Consider the following 26,141-nt stretch of genomic DNA (forward strand, 5'->3'; position numbering starts at 1 on the left):
TAAGTAAGAATTCATATAAACATGAATTCTTACTTATCATTATTCTTAACTTTTCATTTCATTCATTACTATATTTAAAGCTGTTACTGCTTTGGGCCAGCCAACATAAAAAGCCATATGCGTTATTAATGCAATCATTTCATTTTCTGCAATTCCATTTTGTTTGGCCAACTGCAAATGAAATAATAATTGTTCTGTATGACCAAGACTGATTAATGCCGACACTGTACATAAACTTCTTTCTCTTAATGTTAAAGTATCATCCCGCCACACTTCCTCAAACAATATCTCTTCACTATAATGAGCAAATGCAGGTGCCTTTTCTCTCATTTTCTCTTGAATACAATATTCAATTGATTCATTCATCATTTCACTCACCCTTCACTTTTACCAATTGTGCCAATCCTTGACCAAATGACCAATTTTCAGCAGATGTCTCATTTAGCGTAATAAAAATATCTGCACTTTTTATCCCCGAGCATTTAGAAACCTTCAAGGATATCGACTGATATAAATTCCTTTTTTGTTTTATCGTTCTTTCCGGTCCACATGTAATAGAAACATAAATCATATTCTCCGTTCTCTTTTCTCCTCTTTCTAATAAATAATATGGATTATATAAAAAGTGATTTTGTTGATAAGGTAAAAACATTTGAAAAAAATCATTTTCAGGGATGTTAAAATGTTCAATTAATGACAGATGAATACATTCACCTATCTTTTTCAGCTCTTCTTTATTTAATATATTTTCATGATAATAAACGTTCACAAAAGGCATACATTTTCATTCCTTTTTCTTAATTTAATTTCAACAAGTTTTCATCGTGAAATGTGCAAAATCTCATATACTGTAACACCTTTATTTGTTACCATTTCAGGCTTCTCTTCATAAAACTCAAACCTACTGTATCCCCATTTATCCGGATTATAAACGATTACATTCCCTAAACACTTTTCATTGTTTTGTACATTTTCATTTATCGTGTTTAATTGAGTCCCAATCAACGTTTTACTTTGAGAAATACTTCCTGCATATTCAACAACATATCTACTTTTCTTAAATCCATCACTTAGATTAACCACTAATGGAACACCTATATGTATTTGTTGCCATCCAAAAGATTGTAAAATGTTATCGTAATACCCTTCAAAGATAAATTTATTCATCCCTTCATGACCATTCCAAATATATAAAGGTGCATAGCAGTTATAAAAATTCCCGTCTTTCTCCGTTTCCGTAATTAAATAAGCTTTAAAATTTAGTTCTTGGAAACCATCAGTTTTATAGCCATTATCCTTTACCCTTTTCTTAATAATTTCCATGTCATAATCCTTTGGAAAAATGACCTTATATTGCATTCCAATCATGTTTATCACTCGCTTTCAATCTTATATACATTATGATAAATCGATAAGCGGCTAACGTAAAATAGGTATAAATTATGTTTGGTATCATTTATAATGATAGTGCATAAGGGGCTGAGATACATGGAAATAAATGATCTTATTATATTCAAAACTGTGGCCAGTGAGGGTTCTATTAGTAAAGCTGCTAAAGAGTTAGGATATGTTCAACCGAACGTAACTGAGCGAATCAAAAAATTAGAACAAGAATTAGAAACGCCTTTACTACATAGAGATAACAAAGGTGTTTCCTTGTTACCTGCTGGTGACATTTTATTAGATTACACGAATAAAATATTAACTCTATTAGAAGAAGTAAAAGATGAAATTAAAACGAGTGGTTCTTCTTATATAATAGCGACGTCACAATCTATTTTGACAAATTATTTAAGTAAGCGTATTAAAGTAAATTTCAGAAATTATCAAATATATGTAGAAAGTAGTAGTCATTTGCAAAAATTACTGCAGCAACAAAAAGTTGATATGGTCATAACTTATGAGGATTATCCTGACGCATCGTTTAAAAAAGTGTTCACAACCTCAATTTCTGTAGGCTTATTAAAAGCGAAAGAAAAATGTACCATTGATTATTCAAAAGAAATTTTCTTCGTTAGCAATGACAAAAAGTGCCCTTTTAGGAATAAGACAATACAATTTCTAAAAGAAAACAATCTATCTCAGCGACAACTTCAACAGTTGGATTCTTATTCGCTTATGGAAGAGTTTATTGCTGATGGAAAAGGAATAGCTTTTTTACCGATTAAAAATGATACATTAGTAATAATTGAAGATGTTCCCCTTGAGAATTTAGCTGTTCATTTTTTTACGAATCAAACCTTTATCAAGCATATCCCTGATGAACTATTTGATTAATAAAATGACTTTGATTACAAACTTTTTTCAAAATAAAAATCCCTCTTTAACGAATATACAAGAGGGATTTTTATTTTGTATACAATTGATTTTTCACACGTTTTGCTCCACTTCTGTACTTTTCTCCTTTTTATTCCTTTTAAAACTCTTCAATTTCTTAACCGTCCCAACCAATCCTTTCGGAAAAACGAGTAGCACGATAATATACAATAAACCTAGAATAATCGTCCATCTTTCAAAAATCGGATATTCCGTCGCTAGTTCTGATAAATAATATTTTAGTGATTCAATAATCCCAGACCCAGCAATAGCTCCAATTAATGTTCCGACTCCTCCAATCATTGTCATTAAGAGTGCATTTAGTGTCATTTCAATTGAAAATACAGTCGTATTGACAAAGCGTAATGTAATAACAAATAAACCACCGCTAATTGCAGCTACTATTCCTGCGACTACACTTGCGATTATTTTATAATGGAGGACTTTATATCCAAGTGCTTCAACACGTTGTTCATTTTGTGAAATTGCCTTTAATACTTTCCCAATAGAAGACTTTGTAAAAAGACGTAATAGAATAAAAATGAAGCATAAACATACAAGTGATACATAATAAAAAGTAAAACGATCACGGAATATTTCTGGTACCCCAAATGTAAAACCATCTCCTCCGTGAGTAAGCCCACGCCATTTTTCAGCAAGTACGAAAAACAACTGTGAAATAGCAAGTGTTAACATTGCATAAAAATGACTTTTCAATCGTAAAGAAAGCAAACCAATTATATAACTAACGATTGCTGAAACGATAATTGCAGCTACTATTCCAATTAAAAAGTTCGTTATTGATACGCCTTGTCGATCAAATAAAAGCGCTACCCCATATGCTCCTATCCCAAAGAACATACAATGACCGAACGATACAATTCCTGTATACCCAAGCAATACATCAAAACTCATTGCAAAAATAGCAAAGATGAAGATTTGAGTGAACAAAATTAACAGGCTCCGTGAATCATTTACGAACGGAAATACACTTAAACAAATGAGCATACATACTCCGGAGTATACTTTAATTCGGTTCGATGTGTTGTTCACCATTTCACCCCTTTTCACCAACAAGTCCAGTTGGCTTCACTATTAAGAAAAATAGTAACATTAACATATTAATTGCAAGTGATAAATCTGGTATAAAATACGCTGTAAAAGCACCAGCTAATCCGACAATTAAAGAAGCAATAGCTGAACCTTGTACGCTTCCTAATCCACCGATAATTACTACTATAAATGCTAAAATTGCATACTGCATGCCCATCTCGGCGAAAATAACGCCCGAATACGGTGCTAATAAGAATCCTCCCAAAGCTGCCATCCCTGCTCCTAATAAAAAGACGAAAGAAAATATCGCTTTTACATTAATACCAAGCGCTTGAACCATTTCTTTATCCATTACACCAGCACGGATCATAAGACCTATCTTCGTCTTTTTGAGTAATAATAGTAGTGCAATGTAAATAATTATCCCAATCAAAATAACAAATAGACGATATTTAATTAATATAATACCTCCGGATGTAAAACTTCCTTGTAACCATAACGGTAATTTTGCACTAATAGGGTTTGGCCCCCAAAATATTTTAATACACTCACTAAGAACGAGCATTCCTCCAAGCGTAACGAGCAGCTGTCGAACATGATTTCCATATACTGGTCTAATAAGAAACCTTTCTAAAATAAATCCTAGGAACATTCCCATAGCTACTGCTCCAACTAAAGCTAATATATAACTTCCTGTCATATTAAATAACCAAACACCTGTAAATGCTCCCCACGCAAATAAACCACCGTGTGCAAAGTTTAAAACGCTCATTAGACCGAAAATAAGTGAAAGACCTGATGCTAACAAAAAAATGAGCATCCCTGTTGAAATCCCATTTACAAATAAATTTATTAACACATCCATCCTTTTCACCTCGGGTTCATGTTAAGAGATTCCTAAATATTTATGACACATTTCCTTATCCTTTTTTAATTCATTCATAAAACCGTTATGAACAATTCGTCCGTTATCCATAATGTAAAAATAATCGCCAATTTGACTAGCCATCATAAAATTTTGCTCAACAAGTAAAACTGTTGTTTTCTCTTTCATCTTCAAAATAGCTACCATTAATTTCTCCACCATTATCGGGGATAGCCCTTTGCTCGGTTCATCAATAAGTAATAATCCATCACTATTAATAAACGCTCTTGAAATAGCCAACATTTGCTTTTGCCCTCCGCTCAAGAGCCCACTTTTCTTATTCCAAAACTGCTTTAAATCCGGAAATAGTTCCAGCATCCACTCTATTTTCCCTTCTACTTCTTCACCTTTCCCCCTAGCAAGAGCGAATGTTTCTTCTACTGTCAAATCATGAAAAATACCTTGATTTTCTGGTACATACCCTATTCCTTTCCTTGAAATTAAATGTGTAGGTAATCCACTTACTTTTGCACTATCATAATAAATTTCACCATCTGCAATCCGGTGAAACCCCATAACTGAGCGTAATGTCGTTGTTTTCCCTGCCCCGTTTCTACCAAACAGTACAGTAATCGTCCCTTTCTCAACAGTAAGAGATACTCCTTGCAAAATATGAAACTGATCTAAATACGTTTCTATATTATTCACTTGTAATAGTGCCACTATATAATCCCCCTAAATAAGCACTTTGTACACGCTCATCTTTTATAATTTCTTCTGGCAATCCTTCAGCCAATAACTCTCCATGAAATAAAACGATAAGATGATCTGACAAACCTAGTATCATATCCATTTTGTGTTCGATAAGTACAATTGTGCTCTCTGGATGTTTCTTAATATTTTCAATCACTTGTAATATAGCAGGGACTTCCTCAACCGAAATACCTGCCGTCGGCTCATCAAGTAATAACACATCCGTTTTTAAAGCTAATAACATCGCAAGTTCTAGCTTTCTTTTCTCTCCATGTGCTAAATCTTTCGCTAATACGTTCTCTTTCTCGTGAAGTAATACTGTTTTTAAGAAACGTCTCGCCTCTCCAACTTGTTGCTTTAATTTTGCTGGACTCGGGAAAAAACTATAGTAATCTTGTACGAATGATTGAACACTTAAACGGACATTTTCAAGTACCGTTAATTCTGGGAATATGTTTGTAAGCTGAAAAGAGCGACCGATTCCTAAGCGTGTTCGATCTGAAATCGATAGTTTTGTAATATCTTGCCCTTTAAAATACACTTCACCTGTTGTGGGTGAAATCTGTCCACTTAGTAAATTAAATAATGTTGTCTTCCCCGCACCATTTGGCCCGATAATAGAAATGAGTTTTCCTTTTTGGACAGTTAAATTTACATCTTTAATAACATGATCTTCACCAAAAGATACGCTAAGATTTTTCGTCTCTAACAAATGTGTCACGAAATCCCCTCCCTTTAAAGCCGTGAGTATGAAAGAAATATGTATAAAGAGGGTCCCCCCTCTTTATACAAAAACAACAGAAAATTCAGTCTATTTATTTTGAACTGGTGGTTCTGTTTCTTTCATCGTTAATTCTCGCTCTAACACTGGCACCGGATAATCAACACCGTCTTGCTTTTTCAATGTGATAGAATACAGTGTCTGCATCGCTTGGTGATCCTTCTCTCTAAACTTCATCTTTCCTTTTGGTGTATCAAATTCCATTCCTTCCATTTTCTTAATCAAGGTATCTACATCTGTATCACCTTTTGTTTTCTTTAAGGCTTCTACAATAGAAATTGCTGCTGACATTCCTCCCGCTGTAAACAAATCTGGCACTGCACCATTAAAACGTTTTTTATGCTCTTCAACTAGCCAATCATTCACTTTATTTTTTGGAAGTGTGTGATAATATACAGAAAAACCTTGCATACCTACTAATGCATCCATTGTTTTTAATGCTGGTATATCTGGCGCACCTGTAGAAATTTTAATACCTTGCGCTTCCACATTCATATCTTTCAACTGTTTCCAAGGTGAATTTGCCCCTGCCCAAACGATAAATAAATAATCTGGTTTTGAACTAATGATATTTTGAATATTCGCTGTAAAATCTGTTGAATTTGTATCCGCGTATTGCTCATTCACAATGTTCGCACCTAATTTTTTCGCACCCGCTTTAAATGCAGCAATCCCTTCACGACCAAAAGCGTTATCTGGGGCAAATGTCGCAATCTTTACATCTTTTTTCGCAATTGCTGCTGCTCCTGCAATCGCATCTTGTGAGGAACTTCTTCCAGTTCTAAAAATATATTTATTCCAGTTCTTCCCGGTAATACTATCCGCAACTGCCGGTTCTACAACCATAATCTTTTCATATTCTTCTGCCAGTGGTAAAACCGCTAACGTATCACTTGAACTAGACGATCCAACTAAAAAATCAACTTTCTCTTCTTCTAATAACTTCGTAGCTTTCTTCACTGCTACATCCGCTTTCGTTTCTGTATCTTCTACAACAAACTTAATCTTTTTCCCATCTACTTTCCCAGTCCCACCAGTTGCATAGTCTAACCCTAATTCAAATCCGTTCACTGTTTGTTTTCCATACGATTCTAGCGGTCCTGTTAAAGAAGCAAGGACTCCTACCTTAATCGTTTTTTCATCTTCTGTACTTGTTTTCTTTCCTGAACAAGCTGCCGTTATTAATAACGAACCTAAAACACAACCAGTAAACATTGTCTTTAGCCACTTACGTTTTTTCATCGACATTGTGATCCTCCCCATACTTTACTTTCTGATAGAATCAAACACGCCAAAATCCCCTGTCCGTAATCATGACTAACTAATACGATAGATAATGGAAAACTCTTGTAGTACCCTCTACATTCGGCACAAATATATAATCACCTTCCTATGTAATGGAAACGGACATACAATCAATATATATTCTGCAATCCAATTGAAAATACTGTTTCATTTTAGTAATGGCCATACAAAAAGACTAACTTATTTTTTAAGTTAGTCTTTTCACCTTAATTAGAGTTAAGTTCTACTTTCTCTAACCCTTCAGCCAATCGTTTCTTATCTATTCCTTCTCCAATTACTACTAAGTTTGTTGGGAAACCGAAATCTTGTTCCAGTAAAGTCGGTACTCCGAACGAATATTGGAATAGGTGAGGGTATTTATCTCCATGGAATTTCACAAAGCCTTTCACTCGATAAATACTATCTGGTAAATTCGAAAGCCATTCATATAATTTGTCTTGATCAATCGGTTTCGTAAATTGATACGTCATCGTTTGTATATGTAAATGCTGTTTAACGTGTAGTGTCTCATGTTCCTCATCATTTGGAAATTCTGCTTCTTCTATATCTTTTAAAGATATATTACAATACTTTGTCTCATACATTTTCGCATGATCATTTATTGTCTTTACTTCTTCAAGTACTATGTTCTTATCTTCATCTGTTAGTAAATCTGCTTTATTAACAAGAATGTGACTACCAAATTTCAGTTGCTCATGCAATAGCTGTTGTACATTTGCACTTAATATACTTTTGTTTAACCACCTTACTGCATCTAAAACGACTACAATTGATTTCACTTCCAGGAAAGGAGCTAAAATTGGCGAGACACACGCGTCTAACACTTCAATTGGATGCGCAACACCTGTCGTTTCTATATAAATGACATCTGGTCTTTCTTGTTGGTATAACGAATGTAATTGTATTTCAAGCTCTTCTTTTAACGTACAACAAATACAGCCTTTAAGAAGTTCTCTTAAAACATTCTCTTTTCCAATAATATCTGTATCTACCGAGTATTCACCAATTTCATTCATTAATACTGCAACTTTTCTATTCTTCTTTTTCTCTGCTAACAATAAATTTTGTAATAATGTTGATTTTCCACTACCTAAAAAACCACCTAATATATGAATCTCCACTTTATTCATTCAACCGACCATCCATTTCTTTACTTCAAATGTATTCAAAGCGTAATAATTACGATTTATATTTATCATTTTATTAAAAGAATGACCATTTGTAAATATAAGAGATTCACTGTTCATTTACTTCATATGCAACTCTTACTCCAGACTCAATTGCCCCTTGCATCCATCCATGTGTTAATGTCGTATGCTCTCCTGCAAAATGTACTTTTCCAGATGGTGGTGTAATATACGGAAATAACTCGAGCTCTTGGCCTGGTTCGAAAGCTGTAAATGCACCGCAAGAATACGGATTTTTACTCCAGCTAAAAGATGTTCCAGTGACAAACTCACTATAGACGATGTCACCGTATATTTCCGCTAAATTTTTTAATGCGTAACGAATACGATCTCTTTGCGGGAGACTATCCCATGTTAACGCCTCATCTGCCCACGTATAACTTGCTATTACGATAGCTGGTCCTGGAGTATGAATGCCATAACTCGGATAGTATGTAAACCGTATCGGTAAATCAGTAATAGATTTACCGCCACACTGTCCCGCTTTCTCCCAAAATCTACTTTTAAACTCTATTGCAATTTTAGTTGCAGCAATATAATTTAATTCACGAATTGCTCTTTTTTTAAAATAAGAGAATAAATAGTATGGCTGAACTTCTACAAATCTTAACGCTGAAAATGGAATTGTAATAATAGCAAAATCACTTGTTATTGTAAATTGCTCTAACGTTTGTTCATGATTTCCTTGTAACATTACTTTATTATCTTCTTGTATAATTTTATCAACCTTATATGGCATTAAAATATGTTCTCTTAATTGTGGTAAGAATGCATTCGATAACTTATCCATTCCACCAGTTATTTCATAATATTTTGTCGTTGAAGTAAAGAAAATCATTTCACGTAATACTTCAATTAAGGACATTCCCATATAAGCTTCCATATCAAGAAGTACCCCAATCATATCTATTGCACCATCTGAATAATACTCCATTAAAAATAAACCAAGCGAATACGTTTTATACTTTTTTTCAACGATAAGCCAGTTTTTATCAGGATCCTTCTTAATATAATTTAGTATTGGTTCTAATACCTCAATCATTAGCTCTTCTGCCGTTTTTCCTCTTTCTTTATCCAAAACCGGATATTCAAGTACACTTGGATCATTTTCAAACACATTCAATCTCGTTTGAATGTTATTCGTATAAATGATATCTGCAAAAGTTTTATTTATAAAAAGGTTTAAAGGTAGTTTAAATTTATGAATATACGCTAAGGTTAACTTATGGGTGTCAGGGATTCTCATCGGTCCCGCATTAAAATATAAACCCACACTAAATGGTTCCCGAATCGTATACACCCTGCCACCTATTCTGTTATTTGCTTCTATAATCGTTACTTCGTGCCCAGCCTCTTTTAATAAAGAACCTGCAACTAATCCAGAAATCCCTGCACCTGCAATCGTAATCCGTTTTGGGTTATTCTTTTTGACAAGCCCTGCATGAATAATATGAAGCATTTCTTCCATTGCTAATGGGTTCCCCATGCCATTTCCCCTTTTACAAAGGATTTTACTGAATTATATTCGGTTCACTGAATTCCTATGTTTTGTTCGCGGATTTGCACGGATACATTTTCAAATACTTGAATATCTTTTATAAAATGTAATAAACTAGATATGACTCTATAGAAGTAAGACGTATTATCTTACATAATAAAATCAATGAAATTGCGAGGAATTTTGAAATGAAAAAAGGTATTAACCGTGTTGTATTAGTAGGAACAGGAGCAGTTGGATGTAGTTATGCTTACTGCATGATTAACCAAGCCGTAGCTGAAGAATTTGTTTTAGTCGATGTAAATGAGGCAAAAGCTGAAGGGGAGGCAATGGATTTAAGTCATGCTGTTCCATTCGCACCAGCTCCAACTAGAGTATGGAAAGGCAGCTACGAAGATTGTAAAGATGCTGACCTTGTAGTTATTACAGCTGGATTACCACAAAAACCAGGCGAAACACGTTTAGATTTAGTTGAGAAAAACGCTAAAATCTTTAAACAAATCGTTCGCAGTATTATGGATAGCGGATTTGATGGCATCTTCTTAATCGCAACAAACCCTGTAGATATTTTAACTTACGTAACTTGGAAAGAATCTGGTTTACCGAAAGAACGTGTAATCGGTTCTGGTACAACGCTTGATTCTGCTCGTTTCCGCTATATGTTAGGTGAGTACTTCGATATTGGTCCACACAACATTCACGCTTATATTATCGGAGAACACGGCGATACTGAACTTCCTGTTTGGAGTCATGTTTCCGTTGGTATCCAAAAACTACAAACACTGCTTGAAAAAGACAACACGTATAATCAAGAAGATTTAGACAAAATTTTCATAAACGTCCGTGATGCAGCTTACCATATTATTGAGCGTAAAGGCGCAACTTATTATGGTATCGGTATGTCACTTCTACGTGTTACAAAAGCAATTTTAAACGACGAAAATAGTGTATTAACTGTATCAGCTTACTTAGAAGGTCAATATGGTCAAAAAGATGTTTATATCGGGGTGCCTGCTGTTTTAAATCGCGGCGGTGTTCGTGAAATTTTAGAGGTTGAATTAAGTGAAGAAGAAGAATTAAAATTCGATCACTCTGTTCAAGTATTAAAAGAAACAATGGCTCCGGTTCTTTAATTAAGATAAAAAAGCAATCCAATTTATTTTGGATTGCTTTTTTATCTTAATTATCCCCTATGACCTTTTAATGATTTTCTATCATTTCTTATTTTTTAGTCGCATCCTCATTATTTATATCAAGTACATCTAATAAAAAGATAAAGATTGGTATCCCGATAATAAGCCCCCATATTCCGAGGAAATGCTCTGAGAAGATGAGAATCATAAATGTATAAAAGATTGGTAAATTTGTTTTTGCAGACATAAACTTCGGATTTAAAAAATAACTTTCAAGAGCGTGGATTACTGTTATGAACACGAGTATGTATACTACGTACATAACCCCGCCTACGTTGTAAGCAATGATACAAAGTGGAAACAAAGAAATAATCACACCTGCAACAGGAATCAACCCTAGTAAGAAAACCATAACAGCTAATACAAGTAGCTGTGGAAATCCTAAAACAATTAATGCAATGACAGTAAGAATACAATTTACAACGGCAATTAAAAACTGAGCTTCAATTACTTTTCCGAACGATCTTGCAAATCTTTCACCAAAATATGCAATTTCCTCATAAAAGATTTTTAACTTACTATCTTTAAACTTAGATGTAAATGTAATAATACGCTCTTTTTCTAATAAGAAAAATAAGCTTAAAATTAGAGATAATAATATTTGTAAACTTACCTTCCCTATATTTGCTATTGATTGATATATAACATCTACACCTTGTTCTATATATTTTGATACTTCCATCCCATTAATTGTCGAAAGTACATATTTAACGATTTCATTATCAGGTGGATTTTGAAAAAATAGTTTAAATTGATAAATTAATTGTGAAATTTGTATCGTCAGCACAGGTAAATATTTATATAACGTTGTGCCTATAAAGGAAACTAGTATTATATACAAACATGCAATAACAATTTTCCGGTTTACTTTCAATTCCCTTGAAATAAAACGTTGAAATCGATCCATTAAAAACGTCAGTATAAACGTAATTAATATTAAATTGATCATACTTTTTAATGCATATAATACAAGCGCTACTATTATTAAAACGAGAAACCGTTGAAACCCTCTACTTCGAAAAAAACTCTTTACTTCATTCATTAAGAATTAACCTCCCCCTCCAATGGATGGAAATTGAATCTATTACATTTTATGAACTCCTATAGACAATCTTTCTTACTAATTGAGAAGAATCCTTTTTTTCTTTTCATATTGTTAGATTCGTTTAACTGGAATCCACCAACATATTTCGGTGGACTCCAGTTATTTTTCATATAATCTTTTTATAAACTAGGTGATTTTCTATTTTTAGACTGCTGTTCATACGCATATCCCATATTGAAAAGCTCTCTTTCACCAAACTGTTTCCCTACAAACACTACACCGATTGGTTCTCCATTTTTATCATATCCAGCAGGAACCGCTAATTCCGGATAACCAGCTACAGCTGATAGAAGAATTTCATCGTTATTAATCATAACTAGAGCATCCAAACCTTTTTCTACTAAATACCTATCTAGCTCTTTTTTTGCATTTGCTTGACTCGTTTGTACTACGTTTTCGAACTCTTCTTTCGTTATAGCAGATTTTTCAGACCCCTCAATTAATGTTTGTCCGTATTTTATTCGTCTTTTACTATCCTTTTTATTAAACGCTATAATCTCTTCTAACGATTTTACCGGTATATTTTTTTGCTGTGAAAAATAGTCGTTTACATTATGCTTGAACTCATATTCTAATGTTTGCAAATTATCTACACCCTCAGCACTTAACTGGATATTATCAGCTAATATCGCACCTGCATCTTGAAGGTCTTTTCTAATTTTTTCTGCTACTGTTTTTCTATTTTCATCTTGTTGGTCTACAGAAAAAAGAAGCCCTATCTTTTTCCCTTTTAATCCATCTATTGATAAATCCTTTGTATAATCAATTCTTTCTTTATCTTTCATTTTTTCTGTCATAACATCTTTTTCGTCATAACCTATCATTGCATTAAATAACGTTGCTGCATCTTTTACTGTTCTTGCCATAGGTCCTGCTGTATCAAGAGTTTCAGCTAATGGAATAATTCCTGTTCTACTTACCATACCTAAAGATGGACGTAACCCAACTACTGATTGCTGCGCCGCTGGTGCAACAATCGATCCCGTCGTTTCTGTTCCAATTGCAAGCGGCGCAAAATCTGCCGCAACTACTGTAGCAGATCCTGAACTTGATCCTGAAGTATCGAATGTAATCGGACCGTACGGGTTTAAATTTTGTCCTTTCTTCCCGCTATACCCACTTGGCATTGTAAAAGATAAATAATTCGCCCACTCAGACATATTCGCTTTTCCTAAAACAAATGCTCCTTCTTCTTTCAACTGCTTCACAATTGTTGCGTCTTGATCTGCAATCCAATCTTTTAATACATAAGTTCCTGCACTAGTCGGCATCACTTTTTCCGTCTGTACATTATCTTTTACAACGACAGGAATACCATATAAATTCGAATTTTTGTTTCTACCCCGCTCTTGATCTAACTTTCTTGCTTCTTCCATCGCATTAGGATTTATCTCTGTAACAGAATTTAATGTTATTCCATTTTGATCATGTTCTTGTATTCTAAAGAGATAAATGCTCGTTAATTCTTCATATGACAACTTTCCATCATCAATCATTTTTTGAAGCTCATCTACAGTCGCATTTACGACTTCTTTTTCTTTTATTTTTACATTTTCTATATTGATTCCTTTAAGCTGATTATGTATCGGTTGTAGCACTCTTTCTTTATCATATACAATACGCTCAGGTTCCTTTGGAAAATAATTTTTATACACGTAATATCCGCCGACACACGCTAATAAGACAATGCCTCCAGCGATAGACAGCGTTACCTTTACCCATTTCTTCATGTTGCTTCCTCCACTCTATAAGGTGCTTCGTTACACGAAAAAGAGAGTTACCTTTTACTTAACTCTCTCCAATCAAAATGCTAAATGAAAAAATGAAAGATTTCAATCTAATTACTTCTTTTTTGCATTTGCTTTGCTAACATTTCTTTCACTTGATTATACGTTAACCCTGAATTTTTATTTAAACGCTTTACTTCCTCAACATCAGTACCTACCACTGTATATTTTTTCTCATCATTCATTTTTCTAATTCCCTTCTCACCGGATTATTTCTTATATTTCTTCCCTAAATGCACATAAATTAACACCACTACAAAAAAGGAAGCTGTTTTTAAGCACAGCTTCCTTCTCGTTACATATTGTATTTCTTAATAAAATTTCACTACATCTTCAGTAGGCAAGAACGTTCTTTCTGCTGGTTGTTCGTTTGGTTCACCAAATGGCATTTGACCTACTAAGCTCCACTCTGCTGGAATGTTCCAAGTTTCTTTCACTTCAGCATCTACGATTGGGTTGTAATGTTGTAATGACGCTCCAATTCCTTCAGCAGATAATAGCATCCACACAGTATGTTGTAACATCGCATTTCCTTGATGAGACCAGAATGGGAACTGATCTTTATATAATGGCGCATTTTCTTGCATTTTTTGTACAGTTGCTTGATCTTCAAAGAATAGAACTGTTCCTACACCTGCATGGAAGCCTTTTAGTCTTTCTACAGTCGCTTCAAAGTTTTCTGCTGGTACGCGAGCTCTTAGTGTTTCTTTAACAATATCCCAAAACTTTTCATGCTCTCCATCCATTAATACAACCATACGACCACTTTGCATATTGAAAGATGTTGGTGCGTGTAAAGCTGTTTTTAACACTTCTTCAATTCTTTCTTTCGTAATTGCATCGTTTTTTGCTACTTTACGAATTGAACGGCGATTCACAATTGCTTCTTTTAAGTTTGTTGTAGTTGCTGACATTTTAATTCCTCCAAATGTTTGTTTTATAATTTATTTTGTTATTTCATAACAAGCGAATTAGCAATATCCATCGGTATTACATTGCATACCTTCAAATGAATTTGTTTTATCCTTTTCAATTTCTTTATCAATGACCCTTTCTAGTGTTTCTTTACTAGCAAGCCCTTGAATGACTTCATCTCCAATCATGACAGTTGGAACAGCCATAATATTCGCTTCATCATATGCGTGTTGAATTGCTTCTTGATGCTTTTCTTTATATTTACGAGTTACTAAAGCATCTTTAAATTCCGCCTCAGGAAGTCCTACTTCTACCGCTAATTTTGTTAACAAATCAATATCTTCAATGTTTTGCTCTTCTTGGAAAAATGCTGTGAATACGCGGTGATGATACTCATTACCTAGTCCACGTTCTTTCGCAAATTGACATCCTTCGAAAGCTAAATGTGTATATGGATGTGGTGAAACACGTGGCAAGCGCATATCAATTCCTAACTTCTTCGCTGTCGGAAGAATGAAAGCATCCCATGAACCTAATTTTTCTGGTTCATTCCATGGATCTATTTTTGAATATGGACTTGGACGTAATTCAAATGGCATCCATTCAATCTCTACATCTTTCTCTTTCGCTACCTCATCTAATGGACCTTTTGCTAAAAAACAAAACGGACATATAAAATCTGAGTATACTTTCATTTTTACAGTCATAACTTTTACACCTTACCTTTATAGTTGTAATCAAATCAGTTACATTAATGACAAAAAAATATAAATAGGATTTAAGCATTCATTTTTTCTTGCAAAGTTTCAAACAACTGCCCCATTGTAATATTTCCCAAAACTTCTTCCATCGCGGATTGTGCTTGAATTAAAATAATTTCTAACACCGCTTGAATATTCGCCCCAATTGGACAATCTGGATTCGGTTGCTCGTGAATATGAAATAGCTTGTCTTCTTCGACTACGTTCACTGCATGATACACATCTAACAATGTGATTTCATATAAATCCTTTAGTAATCCCGCGCCACCCGGTCCACGATTTACGTAAACAAAGCCAGCTTGTTTCAAGTACGACATGATTTTACGAATGACTACTGGATTTGTATTGACACTCTCAGCCATATAGTCTGAAGTACAAAGTGAAGATGGATTGTTTTTCAAAATAGATAAAATATGAACAGCTATGGAAAAGCGGCTACTAATTTTCATCGTAATCACCACCTCGATGTAATCATTATAGTTACAACTAAAAAATAAGTCAATCCTTTTCATAGATTTTTTATAAGTAAATTAAAAAGTGTCCCATTATGATATATGAGACACCTCTTTTTATTCTGCAAATAGCGATTGAAATTCTTCAATAAATAGCTGCACAGCGATTGAAGAATCCTTTAATGAAGGAACAGCTAAAGCAATTTCTCTCCATACTTGTGGTTCCAATTCTCTCGTTTGCACATTTTTTGGTAAATTCGTTAAAGATAATTCAGCTAATATTGCAATGCCCAATCCTTCTTGAATCATATTTAAAGCTGTAGTAACTGTCGAAATTACATATTCAGCCCGAAGTGGTACGTTTGCTTGTTTAAACATATCAATAATGGGTGGTTCGTATCCACCCTTACATAATATGATCGGTTCATTCTCTAAATCACAAATTGTAAGAGCGTCCTTCTTACAGAGAGGATGATCCTCTCTTAAGATAGCAACCATTTTCCCCTTCGTTAATGGAACAATCTCCATATCTTTATTAGGCAAAATAACAATTCCTATATCAATAACCCTCGATACTAACCAATCTTCAACTTCTTTAATCGTTCCTTCACAAAAAACGACTTCTAAGTTCGGATACTTCTCCTTAAAAAGGTTTATCATTTTGGGTAAGAAATGTGCAGAAGCGCTCGGAAAACTCCCAATTCGAATCGTCCCAACTTCGTGCCCTTTCTCCATCGCAACTTCTTGTTCAATCTTCTCTACACCGTTCAAAATCTCTCTAATATGTACAAGAATTCTGTTTCCTACATCCGTAACAATTAATCCTTTTCGTTTATCACGTATAAGAATCGTAACTCCTATCTCTGACTCAATACTTGAAATCGCATGACTAACAGCTGGCTGCGTCATATTTAACACCCGAGCTGCCTTCGTAAAACTACCTAACTCAACGGTTTTTATTAATACTTGCAGTTGTGTAATGGTCATAACTAATCACTTATACTCCCCATAAAAAAGATTCATTTTATTTATTACAGTCGATATCATATCATAGTGAAATGAATAACAACAAGGAGGTCTTACCGTGACACAGCTTTCTCGAACTAAGACGGCCATAATCCTTACCTTTCTCGTTTTCATGTGGGGAATCAATTGGCCTTTATCTAAGTTTGCCCTGCATTATACACCACCCGTTTTATTTGCAGGCGTTCGAACTTTAATTGGAGGATTCATTTTACTCCTTTTCGCATTACCGAAATACAAAGAGTTACACTTAAAAGAAACTTGGCATTTATACGTTATTTCTTCTTTACTTAACATCATTATATTTTACGGATTACAAACTGTAGGCCTTCAATATATGCCAGCTGGGTTATTTTCCGCCATTGTATTTCTACAACCTGTTTTACTCGGCGTTTTCTCATGGATTTGGCTTGAAGAATCTATGTACGGCTTAAAAATTTTTGGGCTTGTTCTTGGATTTATTGGCGTGGGTGTCATTAGCTCTAGTAGTTTAACTGGACATATCTCTATTATCGGAATCCTTCTCGCGATAGGATGCGCTATTGGCTGGGCACTTGGAACAGTATTTATTAAGAAGACTGGGCACCGCGTTAATTCCATTTGGATGGTAACACTTCAGCTCATTATTGGCGGGCTTTGCTTAATTGGATTTGGTTCAGAGTTTGAAAGCTGGTCTAGTATCGCTTGGAGTATACCATTTGTTAGCGTACTTCTCTTTATTTCGTTCTTCGTTATTGCAATGGGGTGGCTTGCATACTTCACACTTGTTGGAGCTGGTGAAGCAAGTAAAGTTGGGGCTTATACATTCCTCATTCCACTAATCGCTATTATTGTAAGTTCAATTTTCTTACATGAGGCCATTACAATGAGCTTATTTATTGGGCTATTATTTATTGTTGTGAGCATTTGTTTTGTAAATATAAAACCAAAAGCACTTGCTATAAGGCAGCAAGTTGAATTGAAATAAACGTAAGAAAGAGCCTACTGTTTGTAGGCTCTTTCTTACGTCTTACTTTTTACGACGTACTACAAAAACACACGCACCAACCGACGATACAATCGCCAAAATAGATAAGACAATCGCTATTACTTGCATATTACTAGTGCCTTCATTCTTTTCTACACTAGACACTTCACCATGTTCTCCTGTTAATGACGTACCTTTTGCAATTGTAGTAAGTGAATGTGGTTTTTCAGCTTTTTCATCGCCTGTCCATTCAACAATTTCTCCATCTTTATATTGTTGATATGCGTCCCAAGCTATTTTTTGCTCTTTATCCGGATTTTTAGCGACGAAAGTAAATCGTTGGAATTGACCGGTTAAAATCCCTTCTCCTGTCGCTTCCCATACTACAGTTTTCACTTTTCCAGCACTATCTTTTTGCGCTTCCACTTTCCACCCTGGCACTGGCTCATACTGTTGAAACTCAACGCCAGACGGTATTTTTAGTGTGACTTTTGTTGTTGCTATATTTTTTTCAACTGGTACCTTTATTGTGTAAGTCTCCCATGAATTAACATCAGAAGTTTCTGGCTTTACCGTCACATGAGCACTAACAGGTAACGAAAAGATTCCCATTGCAATTATTGTTGCGATCATTGTTGTTCCTAATTTTTTTATACGTTTCATTTTCTATTAACTCCCTTTCATCTATAACGCCTCTTTATCTGCCACCTACAATAAATTTATAATCTGTATCGAAGCTATCCAGAGATTTTGTTAATCCATGAACATGTATATTCCAGTTTCCTGTCATGTTAATATACATACCTTCTGCTTCATATTCTCCCGGTGAAACTGCTGAAACTTTAAATGAACCTTTTCCCATATTCATATCTAATGATTGAGTAGTTAAAATAATTTGCTCCATATCAGTAACAGGTTGTCCGTTTTCATCCTTTAAAGTAATATGAAATGTATTTTGTCCTACTTTATTAGGACTTACATGTAAAGTAAGTTCATACCCATTATCCAGTTGCTTACTTTCTGTAAAAGGTCCAGTAGGAGGCATCGGTGGTGTTTGTACGTTTGTCATAAAAGCTACGATGACAAAAATGATAATTCCGATGATAAACTCTACTTTCACCGTAGCGCCTAATCCCTTCTGCGCTCTCATTTTCCCTTTCACATAATGTACAATTCCCAATATCCCCATGAAAATGAATAAAAGTATTTTTGCTAATAAAGCTAATCCATACTTCGTATCAAATAAAGAGTGGATTGTTGGAATAAAAAATGTACTGTTAAAAAGACCTGTTATTAAAATCACGATGACAGCACCTGTTGCCCACGGTGAAAAACGCTTAATCATATCCCAATACATACTCCACTTGTCATCCTCTTTACGTAAAAGAAGAATAATGGATGATAGACCGCCAATCCATAATGAAGCTGCAAATAAATGCAGAAAATCCATAACGACAGCAATCTCTTTAAACTTCAAACCATATGCATGACTATTAAAGGCTTTCATAACAAGTATCCCGATAAACAATACTATTGGAATACTCCATACTTTAAACGACGATAGCTTCCCACACTTCATCGCAAAATACGTAACAATTATAAGTGAACTAATAAGAACCATTTGAGTAATCCATACATATCCAAAAACAGAAAGCTGTAACGTTTCTTTTAAGAGTAAAGGATTGAATGCTTCTAGCCATGAAACATCTGCATTTATTTTTGCTTGTAGTGGTAGATTGAATAACAAGCTAATAAATATCCCAAATAAGGAAATCCATATTATGTTCTTACTCCTTGATCGAACCGAGGTTGCATTCCCTTTATACATAATAAGATTAAAGAATAGCACTCCTATAAATAGTGAGAAACTTGTATATAGAACCCCACGTTCCATAATCATATCTATTTGCGGGACATACCCCATCTCTTCTAATTGTACATCATCTGCTCCCGCTTCCGCTGACCCAATTCGGAACGGAATAACTCCTTGAATTGGATGTCCATCAGCTGAAATCACTTTCCACTGAATAGAGTAGAGTCCGTTTTTCAGATTTTCTTTTAACCCTGCTTCTAATAGTTTTTTGTTTTTTTTATCAATATGAGCATCTTTCAAATCGACCCTTTTACCTGATGTATCCCTCACGTACAATGTATTAAAACTTGAAACTTGTATGTCCTCATCGAATTCGATTTTCACAACAGATGGTGCCTTCTTCAAAGTTTCATTTTCAACAGGGTTTGATTTCACAACGTACGCATGAGCAGATGTACTTTTCGGTATCGATATGATAAGCACACATGCAATTAATAACCATGTCCCTAACTTTCTCATTACTTTCACAATCACTTCACTTCTTTCTTACTCATCGCTATACTTCCATTCCTTTAACTTTCCAAGTTTGATTATCGGGCGAAATATTAACCTTATTAAATATAATCTTCTATACAGTATAACTATTTATTTCTCTCTCACCTCTAAACTTCCAATATAATAGTAACTACCTTCATAGATACTACTTACATTTTTAAAGTCGATTGTTATTATATCATAAAATATATTTACGTAAGTTCCTGAAGAAGAAAAGTTATCGTGAATCATTTGTGAAGAAAGTGTGAAATACATAAATAAAAAGGTATTACGTTATTACGTAACACCTTTTAAAAAATATCCCTCTTCTATTTCTCTTCCGGATAATCACAATACTCTATGATTGTTCCCTCTGTATCCGCTGGGTTAAGATAGATTAATCTTCTGCCGTGTTTATTAATTCGAAGTGTATGCTTTAACGTTCGAATACCTTGTTCTTTCAATTCCTCTAAAGCCACATCTAAATCATCTACTCGATACGCAACGTGATGAACACCTTTACCTTTTTGTTTAATAAAACGGGCAATTGGAGATGTCGTATTATTCGTCGGTGCAAGTAATTCAATTCTATCTCCATCCACTTCAAGAATGGCTACTTCGCTTTCCACACCAGGAGCTTCACTTACGTAACGATCTATTAAAGTTCCTAGTAACACATTTTCATAAAAACGTATCGTACTATCTATATCACGAACTGCGATTCCGATATGATCAATTGTTTTTTTCATTTTATTTCCCCTACTACTTTATTTTTTCTCATTATTAATAGTAACAAAAAAAGCTATAGAAACAAGTCTATAACTTTTTTTATTTAACCTATTTTCTTATCTGCTCTAGTTGCTGGTTGAACTTGGTTTTTCACTTTTAAAATGCTAATGCCATATCCGATAAATCCACCGATAATCGCTGGGAAGATCCAGCCTAATCCTACTTCCTGCATCGGAAGGAATTTAGTGAACACTTGGCTTACTACTTCAATGTTAACTCCAGCTGCACTTAATCCATCGAATAAGCTGATGATAAATGTTACGATCAAGCTTACTTGATAAACTTCCGCTCTTCCTTTAAATAATGAATGGAAGAATGTTAAGAAAATCAATACGATTGCTAGTGGATAAATTGCTGTTAATACTGGAACAGAAACTGCGATTAATTGTGTTAATCCTACGTTTGCAACAATGGCACTAAATACACAGAGCGTGATTGCAATTGCTTTGTAAGGAACATTTGGGAATAACTTATGGAAGAATGAAGAACATGCTGATACAAGTCCCACACTAGTTGTTAAACACGCTACTGTAATCATTAATCCTAATAATACTCCGCCGTATGATCCAAAATAGTAGTTAGAAACTTTCGCTAATACTTCTCCACCGTTCTCTAAATGTCCAAGCTTTGCAACACTTGAAGCACCCATATAAGAAAGAGCTGTATAGATAATTGCTAAAATAGATGCTGCAATTATGGTCGCTTTTGCACAAACGACCATAATTTGTGTTTTCGTTTTTGCACCTTTTTCTTTAATTGCATTAATGATAATAATCCCGAATACGAATGATGCGAGCGTATCCATCGTTAAGTATCCTTCTTGGAATCCTTTAAAGAATGCATGTGATGTATAAGCTTCCACTGGTGCTTGCATATCTCCAATCGGATGTATAAAAGCAACGATTACTAAAATACCGATGAAAGTCAACTTAATTGGCGTTAAAATTTTTCCAACAATATCGACAATTTTCGCGGGATTTAGCGAAAAAAAACAAGTGATGCTAAAGAATATAATTGTGAAAAGAATTAAAGGTGTAGAACCTACTCCCTCTGGCATAAACGGCTTAAGACCAATTTCATAAGATACATTTCCTGTTCTCGGTATTGCAAATAACGGACCGATCGCTAAGTATAAAACTGTTGTAAACACAATCCCGAACACTGGGTGAGCGCGACTTGCTAATGACTGCAAATCATCTTTACCTGAAAAACCAAATGCTAGTACACCTAGTAATGGTAGTCCAACACCAGTTACTAAAAATCCAGCGTTAGCAATCCATACATTCTCTCCTGCTGATTGACCAAGCATCGCTGGGAAAATTAAATTTCCCGCTCCAAAAAATAGTGCAAATAACATTAATCCAATAACTACTATGAACGAAAACGGTACTTTATTCGCCATAATATAACCCCCATTCAAATTTCCTTATCTCATTTTCCAATTTTAACTAATTGAATTTTCTGAATATTTAATTTAAGTATCAACTATTCTTGAACTCATTATAGTTTGCTATATAATATTTTGCAATACTATTTTCGAACTTTTCTTTTATTTTATAAATATACATTTTTTAACATGAAAAATAGACTAAAAAACCAACATGGTCATCCATGTTGGTTTTTCCATTTACTATCATGAATTAAAATTTCGCTGCTACTTTTTTAACGTTTTCTAGACCTTCTTCAACAATTTGTTGTGAACGATCTGGATATTGATTGTGCCCTTCAATTACAACTGTCTCTGGATTTGTAATTCCCCAGAATCCAAGTACAGTTGTTACGTAATTAACTGCCATTTCCATAGGAGCCATTTGTTCTGAAGAGTAATCTGAACCACGAGCACCTAACACAACTACTTTTTTACCACCAACTAAACCTTCTGGGCCATTTGCTGTATATTTAAACGTTTTTCCAGCTTGAGATAAGTATGAAATATATGTGATTAATGGTGCTGGTACTGTAAAGTTCCATAATGGGAATGCAAATACAACCTTATCAGCTTCTAAAAACTGATTTAAATATTGATCTACTGTAGCAACTGCCTTCTCTTCTTCAGCTGTTAACTCCATGCCTTGGCTACGTTTATATCCACCTGAAATCGCGATATTTCCGTAATAAGGAAGATCTAATGCAAATAAATCTAATTCCGTAATTTCTGTATTTGGATTTGCTTCTTTATAAGTACTTACAAATGTTTCATACATTTTTGAACTAACTGCTTGCTCCGCTGGACGATCGTTTGCTTTTACAAATAATACTTTTGACATTTTTTTATTCCCCTCTACATTCTTATTTTCTTCTTTTTTACCAAATAACGAGCTAAATAATCCCATTTTCTTCACCTAAACTTTCTTATCATATTCATTATTCATCATCATAAAAATTCTTATTCTAATAAAAAGTTCCAATTGATACCTTAAGTAAAGCCAATCAAAACTTTTTGTTATTTAATTACCTTATGTAAGTGATTGTAATATAACAACTTACTTTAGTCAAGTAACTTTTAATAAAAAACAAAATCTCAATTTAAAAATATTAACTAAAATACAATTGAACACCAAATACATCTTTATTACTTGTATAATAAACTTAGAGAGGAAAATTCATATATAGAAAGGATTTATTCATGAGCACTATAGAAAAGATTCAAACTTTTATTATTCTTTTTGCTGTTACATGCGGCATCGTACTCGGACAATTTAATATGATACATACGTATTCAGACAAGTTTATTGTTCCCTTCTTATTTTTTATGCTATATGGATTATTCCTCAGCATCCCATTAAAAGAAATAAAAAACGGATTTCGCAATTTAAAATTTGCTGGAACAAGTCTTACTATTAACTTCTTATGGACACCTTTACTCGCTTGGGGGTTAGGGGCACTATTTCTTTCAGATCATCCAGCACTTTGGGTTGGATTTATAATGTTAATGGTTACTCCATGCACAGATTGGTACTTAATCTTTACTGAAATAGCGAAAGGAAATGTAGCACTTTCTACTGCAATTTTACCTGTAAATTTAATTTTGCAAGTTCTACTCCTTCCAATTTATTTATTTTTATTTGCTGGTGTCATGAAAACTGTAGCGGTTTTTGTTTTAGTAGAAAGTATTGTTATCGTAATCGTCTTACCATTTATACTTGCACACGCTACAAAATTCATTATGAATAAAATGAAAAAAGCTGAAACTCTCGAGAATAAACTCATTCCGTTTTTCAGCTCTGCTCAAATTGTATTTTTAAGTTTAGCAATAGTAGCGATGTTTGCATCACAAGGTAAATATTTACTGCAAAATATGAATGTCGTTTTATTATTACTCGTTCCTGTTCTATTGTTCTTCATCATTAATTTTTTACTAGGACAATTTATCGGGCGCATGATGCATTTATCTTACAAAGATACAGTAAGTCTAAGCTTAACAACGTTAGCAAGAAACTCACCTGTTGCACTCGCTATCGCTGTGACCGCTTTTCCAGATGAGCCTCTTATCGCACTTGCACTCGTTATTGGACCATTGATTGAGTTACCAGTACTAGCTGGTGTGTCACAAGTTTTGTTGCTTATTAAGAAAAAACGGCAATACGCATAATAAAAAACGTCCCATTTTGGGACGTTTTTTATTATGGAAAGATTACATACAACACTTATTTCTTATTTATCATTACAAATGAAATTACCGAAACTACAAACATAATAATACCAATTATAATAAAGTGAAACTTTAATCATTGGGGGTTTTGTTCATCCCCCAATGATTATTAGCCCTCACCACTCCCGCATTAACAGATCCTTTCTAATTAAAAATGATAGGAAACGTAAATATGACGAAAGCTGCCCAAAGTCCATATATTGGCAAATACTTCGTAACGGCATCTTGGATAGCTTTTGGTCCTGATTTATTTTGCAAGAAACGCATATAGGAAAACATAATCCAAATTAGATTTGCCCAGATCAGTATGTTTACACCTAAAACAGCTAGTCTATTAGGTGTAATCCCGTAAGAAGAAAGTCTAAATACGATGGCTGACAATGCAACAGTATCAATAATAAGTGCCAGAACAATTAAGGCAAAATTTATATAATCTGAAATACTCTTTTTCTCGTCTGAGTCACTCTCAACGATAGAAAATATAGTAACAGCCAATACACCAAGCAGTATTCCGTTGAAGGCCATTAGGAAATTGCGATCCAAGAATGGATTTTTCCCGACCAAAATTACCGTTATAAGATAGATAAGCAAGGTAATCAGGACGAGAGGACTAAAAATTTTAGATATGTATGGTGTAATATTTTTAGCAAGCTTAAGATTCATTGATACTAAGTATGCAGTCACAATAGCGAGAGCCGCTGCTCCAAATAAAACAACATTACTAAAATAGAATTCTCCTATATCTAAGTCAACAAAGCTAAATAAACGCATGGTGAATATTGCTAGTATCATTCCGCTCACTGCCATGCTCCCGTAGAGAAGACAATATTCTAAATTAAATTTAATATAGGCTAATCTTGTACTGCCTTTTGAATATTCATTTCCTGTAAATGCAAGCCCTACTAAGACCCATAAAAATATAGGAAGATGTAAATACGCAAGTATGGTACTGTCTTTATAATTTATTGGCAACGTATTAAGATACACCCCGGAAACTAGGAATAACGCTATAAGGGAATAAATAATACTTTTTTTCGGCTTATTATTGTAAACAAAATAAGCAGCAATAAAGGGAATTACACCAAAAGCCAAATTAATTGGAGCAATTGCTTCCTGCTCAACAAAGTGGAAAATGATTCTAGTGCTTATGCCGGCCAGAATAGCTAAAAGGCCCATGAATAAGAAACCTTTTTGAAACAAAGATGTTTTTTCTTTATTTACTTTCTCCTTAAAATGCAACCTTTCATACCAAGCACCTAGAATTTGAGAATCAGGGTTTTGGTCCCATGCTTGTGAGAATGCTTTTTTAAAAGCTTTCGGATCTTTTCTATACATCTTCTCCAACTCATGGGGGTTATCCATATGTTTAACAATCAAATTGTTACTGTTCAT

27 protein-coding genes are annotated in these 26,141 nt (G+C 34.2%); 4 read left to right on the forward strand and 23 right to left on the reverse strand.

Annotated features, from left to right (window positions below):
* Positions 1–45 precede the first annotated feature (45 nt).
* From MHI28_RS07400 to MHI28_RS07410, 3 genes are read right to left on the reverse strand one after another with little or no spacing between them, the layout of a single operon-like run.
* A complete protein-coding gene (locus MHI28_RS07400) occupies positions 46–369 on the reverse strand; it encodes a carboxymuconolactone decarboxylase family protein (RefSeq protein ID WP_000980843.1) in 324 nt (107 codons plus the stop codon).
* A 1-nt stretch (position 370) separates the two neighbouring features.
* The gene (locus MHI28_RS07405; RefSeq protein WP_001117255.1) at positions 371–778 is read right to left on the reverse strand and encodes a tautomerase family protein; all 408 of its coding nucleotides are present in this window, start codon (positions 776–778) and stop codon (positions 371–373) included.
* A gap of 41 nt (positions 779–819) precedes the next feature.
* On the reverse strand, positions 820–1,368 hold the full coding sequence (locus MHI28_RS07410) for a DUF4865 family protein (protein WP_000579873.1): 549 nt from the start codon (positions 1,366–1,368) through the stop codon (positions 820–822).
* Positions 1,369–1,488: 120 nt separating this feature from the next.
* Here MHI28_RS07410 and MHI28_RS07415 point away from each other — a divergent pair, with 120 nt between their 5' ends.
* The gene (locus MHI28_RS07415; protein WP_000404994.1) at positions 1,489–2,277 is read left to right on the forward strand and encodes a LysR family transcriptional regulator; all 789 of its coding nucleotides are present in this window, start codon (positions 1,489–1,491) and stop codon (positions 2,275–2,277) included.
* Between the two features lie 93 nt (positions 2,278–2,370).
* On the opposite strand, the gene MHI28_RS07420 is transcribed toward MHI28_RS07415, so the two are convergent.
* The 7 genes from MHI28_RS07420 to MHI28_RS07450 all read right to left on the reverse strand — a co-directional run bounded on the left by MHI28_RS07420 (position 2,371) and on the right by MHI28_RS07450 (position 9,746).
* On the reverse strand, positions 2,371–3,324 hold the full coding sequence (locus tag MHI28_RS07420) for a branched-chain amino acid ABC transporter permease (RefSeq protein WP_002083259.1): 954 nt from the start codon (positions 3,322–3,324) through the stop codon (positions 2,371–2,373).
* Positions 3,325–3,373: 49 nt separating this feature from the next.
* Entirely contained in the window at positions 3,374–4,234 is an 861-nt protein-coding gene (locus MHI28_RS07425) for a branched-chain amino acid ABC transporter permease (protein WP_000382788.1), read from the reverse strand.
* Between the two features lie 21 nt (positions 4,235–4,255).
* Positions 4,256–4,957 carry an ABC transporter ATP-binding protein gene (locus MHI28_RS07430; RefSeq protein WP_001196709.1) on the reverse strand — a complete coding sequence of 234 codons (702 nt, stop codon included), beginning with the start codon at positions 4,955–4,957 and terminating at the stop codon, positions 4,256–4,258.
* Entirely contained in the window at positions 4,935–5,708 is a 774-nt protein-coding gene (locus MHI28_RS07435; RefSeq protein ID WP_000149310.1) for an ABC transporter ATP-binding protein, read from the reverse strand. Before MHI28_RS07435 ends, MHI28_RS07430 begins: the two co-directional genes overlap by 23 nt.
* 90 nt (positions 5,709–5,798) lie before the next feature.
* Positions 5,799–7,016, reverse strand: a complete 1,218-nt coding sequence (locus MHI28_RS07440) for a substrate-binding domain-containing protein (RefSeq protein ID WP_000061996.1) — start codon at positions 7,014–7,016, stop codon at positions 5,799–5,801.
* A 263-nt stretch (positions 7,017–7,279) separates the two neighbouring features.
* Positions 7,280–8,203, reverse strand: coding sequence for a CobW family GTP-binding protein (locus MHI28_RS07445; RefSeq protein ID WP_001044926.1), 924 nt, complete (start codon positions 8,201–8,203; stop codon positions 7,280–7,282).
* A 106-nt stretch (positions 8,204–8,309) separates the two neighbouring features.
* The gene (locus tag MHI28_RS07450) at positions 8,310–9,746 is read right to left on the reverse strand and encodes a flavin monoamine oxidase family protein (RefSeq protein WP_000527999.1); all 1,437 of its coding nucleotides are present in this window, start codon (positions 9,744–9,746) and stop codon (positions 8,310–8,312) included.
* A gap of 200 nt (positions 9,747–9,946) precedes the next feature.
* Here MHI28_RS07450 and MHI28_RS07455 point away from each other — a divergent pair, with 200 nt between their 5' ends.
* Positions 9,947–10,891, forward strand: a complete 945-nt coding sequence (locus MHI28_RS07455; RefSeq protein ID WP_000715322.1) for an L-lactate dehydrogenase — start codon at positions 9,947–9,949, stop codon at positions 10,889–10,891.
* An 88-nt stretch (positions 10,892–10,979) separates the two neighbouring features.
* Here MHI28_RS07455 and MHI28_RS07460 read toward each other — a convergent pair whose 3' ends face one another.
* The 7 genes from MHI28_RS07460 to MHI28_RS07490 all read right to left on the reverse strand — a co-directional run bounded on the left by MHI28_RS07460 (position 10,980) and on the right by MHI28_RS07490 (position 16,958).
* Positions 10,980–11,993, reverse strand: a complete 1,014-nt coding sequence (locus tag MHI28_RS07460) for an AI-2E family transporter (RefSeq protein WP_001006594.1) — start codon at positions 11,991–11,993, stop codon at positions 10,980–10,982.
* Between the two features lie 182 nt (positions 11,994–12,175).
* A complete protein-coding gene (locus MHI28_RS07465; protein WP_000759451.1) occupies positions 12,176–13,786 on the reverse strand; it encodes an amidase family protein in 1,611 nt (536 codons plus the stop codon).
* A gap of 107 nt (positions 13,787–13,893) precedes the next feature.
* A complete protein-coding gene (locus tag MHI28_RS07470; RefSeq protein WP_000997346.1) occupies positions 13,894–14,028 on the reverse strand; it encodes a hypothetical protein in 135 nt (44 codons plus the stop codon).
* Positions 14,029–14,154: 126 nt separating this feature from the next.
* Positions 14,155–14,757, reverse strand: a complete 603-nt coding sequence (locus MHI28_RS07475) for a nitroreductase family protein (protein WP_001277013.1) — start codon at positions 14,755–14,757, stop codon at positions 14,155–14,157.
* 57 nt (positions 14,758–14,814) lie between these two features.
* A complete protein-coding gene (locus MHI28_RS07480; RefSeq protein WP_000216665.1) occupies positions 14,815–15,465 on the reverse strand; it encodes a DsbA family oxidoreductase in 651 nt (216 codons plus the stop codon).
* Positions 15,466–15,536: 71 nt separating this feature from the next.
* Complete coding sequence (locus MHI28_RS07485) at positions 15,537–15,968, reverse strand: Rrf2 family transcriptional regulator (RefSeq protein WP_000704083.1); 432 nt, start codon at positions 15,966–15,968, stop codon at positions 15,537–15,539.
* 120 nt (positions 15,969–16,088) lie between these two features.
* Complete coding sequence (locus MHI28_RS07490; RefSeq protein WP_340827735.1) at positions 16,089–16,958, reverse strand: LysR family transcriptional regulator; 870 nt, start codon at positions 16,956–16,958, stop codon at positions 16,089–16,091.
* A gap of 97 nt (positions 16,959–17,055) precedes the next feature.
* Between MHI28_RS07490 and MHI28_RS07495 the strand changes: the two genes are divergently transcribed.
* A complete protein-coding gene (locus tag MHI28_RS07495; RefSeq protein WP_000192819.1) occupies positions 17,056–17,961 on the forward strand; it encodes a DMT family transporter in 906 nt (301 codons plus the stop codon).
* A gap of 42 nt (positions 17,962–18,003) precedes the next feature.
* Here the strand turns inward: MHI28_RS07495 and MHI28_RS07500 are convergent, their stop codons facing one another.
* The 5 genes from MHI28_RS07500 to MHI28_RS07520 all read right to left on the reverse strand — a co-directional run bounded on the left by MHI28_RS07500 (position 18,004) and on the right by MHI28_RS07520 (position 23,430).
* Positions 18,004–18,624, reverse strand: coding sequence for a YcnI family copper-binding membrane protein (locus MHI28_RS07500; RefSeq protein WP_000821388.1), 621 nt, complete (start codon positions 18,622–18,624; stop codon positions 18,004–18,006).
* A gap of 34 nt (positions 18,625–18,658) precedes the next feature.
* The gene (locus MHI28_RS07505; protein ID WP_000636159.1) at positions 18,659–20,308 is read right to left on the reverse strand and encodes a copper resistance CopC/CopD family protein; all 1,650 of its coding nucleotides are present in this window, start codon (positions 20,306–20,308) and stop codon (positions 18,659–18,661) included.
* A 329-nt stretch (positions 20,309–20,637) separates the two neighbouring features.
* Positions 20,638–21,057: a VOC family protein gene (locus MHI28_RS07510; RefSeq protein ID WP_000750851.1), complete on the reverse strand. Its 420-nt coding sequence runs from the start codon at positions 21,055–21,057 to the stop codon at positions 20,638–20,640.
* 83 nt (positions 21,058–21,140) lie between these two features.
* Complete coding sequence (gene brnQ / locus MHI28_RS07515) at positions 21,141–22,499, reverse strand: branched-chain amino acid transport system II carrier protein (protein WP_001284783.1); 1,359 nt, start codon at positions 22,497–22,499, stop codon at positions 21,141–21,143.
* 238 nt (positions 22,500–22,737) lie between these two features.
* Positions 22,738–23,430 carry an FMN-dependent NADH-azoreductase gene (locus MHI28_RS07520; RefSeq protein ID WP_000522502.1) on the reverse strand — a complete coding sequence of 231 codons (693 nt, stop codon included), beginning with the start codon at positions 23,428–23,430 and terminating at the stop codon, positions 22,738–22,740.
* Positions 23,431–23,723: 293 nt separating this feature from the next.
* On the opposite strand from MHI28_RS07520, the gene MHI28_RS07525 reads away from it, so the two are divergent.
* The gene (locus MHI28_RS07525; RefSeq protein ID WP_000103813.1) at positions 23,724–24,689 is read left to right on the forward strand and encodes an arsenic resistance protein; all 966 of its coding nucleotides are present in this window, start codon (positions 23,724–23,726) and stop codon (positions 24,687–24,689) included.
* 204 nt (positions 24,690–24,893) lie between these two features.
* On the opposite strand, the gene MHI28_RS07530 is transcribed toward MHI28_RS07525, so the two are convergent.
* Entirely contained in the window at positions 24,894–26,141 is a 1,248-nt protein-coding gene (locus MHI28_RS07530) for a DUF4153 domain-containing protein (protein ID WP_001087655.1), read from the reverse strand.

The sequence above is a fragment of the Bacillus sp. FSL K6-0268 genome (assembly GCF_038005425.1).
Classification (GTDB): domain Bacteria; phylum Bacillota; class Bacilli; order Bacillales; family Bacillaceae_G; genus Bacillus_A; species Bacillus_A thuringiensis_S.

Coding starts and splice junctions, on each gene's coding strand:
- MHI28_RS07400 (WP_000980843.1), bottom strand. CDS start 369: ATGATGAATGAATCAATTGAATATTGTATTCAAGAGAAAATGAGAGAA.
- MHI28_RS07405 (WP_001117255.1), bottom strand. CDS start 778: ATGCCTTTTGTGAACGTTTATTATCATGAAAATATATTAAATAAAGAA.
- MHI28_RS07410 (WP_000579873.1), bottom strand. CDS start 1,368: ATGATTGGAATGCAATATAAGGTCATTTTTCCAAAGGATTATGACATG.
- MHI28_RS07415 (WP_000404994.1), top strand. CDS start 1,489: ATGGAAATAAATGATCTTATTATATTCAAAACTGTGGCCAGTGAGGGT.
- MHI28_RS07420 (WP_002083259.1), bottom strand. CDS start 3,324: ATGCTCATTTGTTTAAGTGTATTTCCGTTCGTAAATGATTCACGGAGC.
- MHI28_RS07425 (WP_000382788.1), bottom strand. CDS start 4,234: ATGGATGTGTTAATAAATTTATTTGTAAATGGGATTTCAACAGGGATG.
- MHI28_RS07440 (WP_000061996.1), bottom strand. CDS start 7,016: ATGTCGATGAAAAAACGTAAGTGGCTAAAGACAATGTTTACTGGTTGT.
- MHI28_RS07445 (WP_001044926.1), bottom strand. CDS start 8,203: ATGAATAAAGTGGAGATTCATATATTAGGTGGTTTTTTAGGTAGTGGA.
- MHI28_RS07450 (WP_000527999.1), bottom strand. CDS start 9,746: ATGGGGAACCCATTAGCAATGGAAGAAATGCTTCATATTATTCATGCA.
- MHI28_RS07455 (WP_000715322.1), top strand. CDS start 9,947: ATGAAAAAAGGTATTAACCGTGTTGTATTAGTAGGAACAGGAGCAGTT.
- MHI28_RS07460 (WP_001006594.1), bottom strand. CDS start 11,993: ATGAATGAAGTAAAGAGTTTTTTTCGAAGTAGAGGGTTTCAACGGTTT.
- MHI28_RS07465 (WP_000759451.1), bottom strand. CDS start 13,786: ATGAAGAAATGGGTAAAGGTAACGCTGTCTATCGCTGGAGGCATTGTC.
- MHI28_RS07470 (WP_000997346.1), bottom strand. CDS start 14,028: ATGAATGATGAGAAAAAATATACAGTGGTAGGTACTGATGTTGAGGAA.
- MHI28_RS07475 (WP_001277013.1), bottom strand. CDS start 14,757: ATGTCAGCAACTACAACAAACTTAAAAGAAGCAATTGTGAATCGCCGT.
- MHI28_RS07480 (WP_000216665.1), bottom strand. CDS start 15,465: ATGACTGTAAAAATGAAAGTATACTCAGATTTTATATGTCCGTTTTGT.
- MHI28_RS07485 (WP_000704083.1), bottom strand. CDS start 15,968: ATGAAAATTAGTAGCCGCTTTTCCATAGCTGTTCATATTTTATCTATT.
- MHI28_RS07490 (WP_340827735.1), bottom strand. CDS start 16,958: ATGACCATTACACAACTGCAAGTATTAATAAAAACCGTTGAGTTAGGT.
- MHI28_RS07500 (WP_000821388.1), bottom strand. CDS start 18,624: ATGAAACGTATAAAAAAATTAGGAACAACAATGATCGCAACAATAATT.
- MHI28_RS07510 (WP_000750851.1), bottom strand. CDS start 21,057: ATGAAAAAAACAATTGATCATATCGGAATCGCAGTTCGTGATATAGAT.
- brnQ (WP_001284783.1), bottom strand. CDS start 22,499: ATGGCGAATAAAGTACCGTTTTCGTTCATAGTAGTTATTGGATTAATG.
- MHI28_RS07520 (WP_000522502.1), bottom strand. CDS start 23,430: ATGGGATTATTTAGCTCGTTATTTGGTAAAAAAGAAGAAAATAAGAAT.
- MHI28_RS07525 (WP_000103813.1), top strand. CDS start 23,724: ATGAGCACTATAGAAAAGATTCAAACTTTTATTATTCTTTTTGCTGTT.
- MHI28_RS07530 (WP_001087655.1), bottom strand. CDS start 26,141: ATGAACAGTAACAATTTGATTGTTAAACATATGGATAACCCCCATGAG.